At 44.5% G+C, this 1,677-nt stretch carries 2 protein-coding genes and 1 pseudogene; 2 read left to right on the top strand and 1 reads right to left on the bottom strand.

Going from position 1 to position 1,677, the window contains the following annotated elements; translation table 11 throughout:
* Positions 1–56 precede the first annotated feature (56 nt).
* Together R7E00_RS22795 and R7E00_RS22790 are read left to right on the top strand one after the other, a co-directional pair.
* Positions 57–689 carry a LysE family translocator gene (locus tag R7E00_RS22795; protein ID WP_005498379.1) on the top strand — a complete coding sequence of 211 codons (633 nt, stop codon included), beginning with the start codon at positions 57–59 and terminating at the stop codon, positions 687–689.
* A 79-nt stretch (positions 690–768) separates the two neighbouring features.
* On the top strand, positions 769–1,191 hold the full coding sequence (locus R7E00_RS22790) for a GNAT family N-acetyltransferase (protein WP_005461900.1): 423 nt from the start codon (positions 769–771) through the stop codon (positions 1,189–1,191).
* A 103-nt stretch (positions 1,192–1,294) separates the two neighbouring features.
* On the opposite strand, the pseudogene R7E00_RS22785 reads toward R7E00_RS22790, so the two are convergent.
* A pseudogene (locus R7E00_RS22785) lies at positions 1,295–1,677 on the bottom strand (phospho-sugar mutase); the annotation flags it as partial.

The raw sequence follows: 1,677 nt of genomic DNA, 5'->3' as shown, positions 1-1,677 counted from the left end.
GAGTTTGATTTATTGGTATAAGATTCGCCGCCTTGTTGTAGAAAACCTGTTCCATCATGATCGATTTAGCTGTACTTCCTATTTATCTCACGGCGGTTATCGCCTTATTGCTTTTGCCTGGCCCTGATATGTTGCTGATTGCGAGCTCAAGTATGAGCTACGGCAAAAAGGTTGGCCTATTTGCCAGTCTGGGGAACGCGACGTCTGGCCTTATCCTTACTTTACTTGCTGCGATGGGGGTTTCAACCCTGATTGCGATGAGCCCTGTGGCACTCAAAGTACTTCACCTTTTAGGTGGTGCGTACCTACTTAAAATGGGTTGGGATTGCTTGAGAGCAGAAGCTTCATCTGCTCCAGAGCTTGATCAAAAAAATAAGATGGCATCGACCTACTATCAACGTGCATTAATGAGCAATTTGCTCAACCCTAAAGCGTTGGTCTTTTTTGTGATGTTTTTGCCTCAGTTCGTTTCGAGCAATATTACCGCTTCATCCGGCGAGCAGATGCTGGCGCTTGGTTTGTTGTTGAACGTTCTTGGTCTTTTGTTCAACCTATTATTGGTAGCGTTGGCTGGTACATTAGGGAAAGGGTTGCTGGAGAATGAGAAGTTCCGCACTTACCAACACAAACTTATGGGGTTGGTGTTTGTGATTCTCGCTTTGTGGATGTTGAGCAGCTTCGTGCTATAAACCTATCAAATTCAATCGGAAAGCCAGCAATTGCTGGCTTTTTGTTTTAGGATAGAAACGTTTTCCAAGGAGAGGATGTATGAAACTTGAATTTTGTTTAAACCCAGAGCAAGCCGATCTTGATTGCGTTCGTGATGGCATTCGATCATATAACCGCAAGCACTTACCTGAAGGAGAAGTGAATGCGGTGGGTTGCTTTGCAAAAGATGAAGACGGCAAAATCATTGGCGGCCTTACTGGGGAAATGTTTAAAAATACGGTTTTTGTGGAGTTCTTGTGGGTGGACGCAGAAAGCAGAACATCGGGCTTAGGCAGTAAACTGATGGCAATGTTAGAGCAGCATGTGAAGCCGTATGGCGTGACTCATATTTATTTAGATACTTACAGCTTCCAAGCGCTCGATTTCTACCTCAAATTGGGCTTTGAAAAAGTAGGGCAGTATTCCGGTTATCCGGCTGAGGGAATCCACAAATACTTCCTCCAAAAAGAAATCGCAGAATAGTCGCTACTGATGTTTAGCTTGTTAGAAATCCAGAAAAAGAGGCGCGAACAGCGCCTCTTTTGGTATGTAGTCATGAGCTTGTCATGACTACTCGTTGAGAGGGTTACAAGCTTTTTTGGTGTGCGTCGATCAGCGCGTTCATTTTGGCTTCCGCAGCTTGTTGCGTTTGCTCGTAGCTCATGTCAGCAGGGAAGTCACTGATGACTTCGTAGTAACATTTCAACTTAGGCTCAGTACCAGAAGGACGAACGATTACGCGAGATTTATCTTCAAGATGATAAATCAGCACATCACTTGCTGGTAAATCAATCGTCTCTTCTGAACCATCCTCAAATGTACGAACGGAAGTTTTCAAGTCCTCAGTTACCGATACTTTCTTGCCTGCAATTTCGCTCGGTGGATTTGCACGTAGCTTGTCACCAATTGGTGGCGAGTTTGGATCCAACGCAATACTACGCTGAGCGTTAAAGTAAAAACCGTGTTGAC

The organism is Vibrio sp. Vb1755 (genome assembly GCF_033338635.1).
GTDB lineage: Bacteria > Pseudomonadota > Gammaproteobacteria > Enterobacterales > Vibrionaceae > Vibrio > Vibrio alginolyticus.
Note: the sequence above shows the minus strand (reverse complement) of the source record. Positions and strands in the feature narration are given on the sequence as shown.

What these genes read in the sequence shown, in the direction of transcription:
- R7E00_RS22790 (WP_005461900.1), top strand. Translation starts at nt 769, where the DNA reads ATGAAACTTGAATTTTGTTTAAACCCAGAGCAAGCCGATCTTGATTGC.
- R7E00_RS22795 (WP_005498379.1), top strand. Translation starts at nt 57, where the DNA reads ATGATCGATTTAGCTGTACTTCCTATTTATCTCACGGCGGTTATCGCC.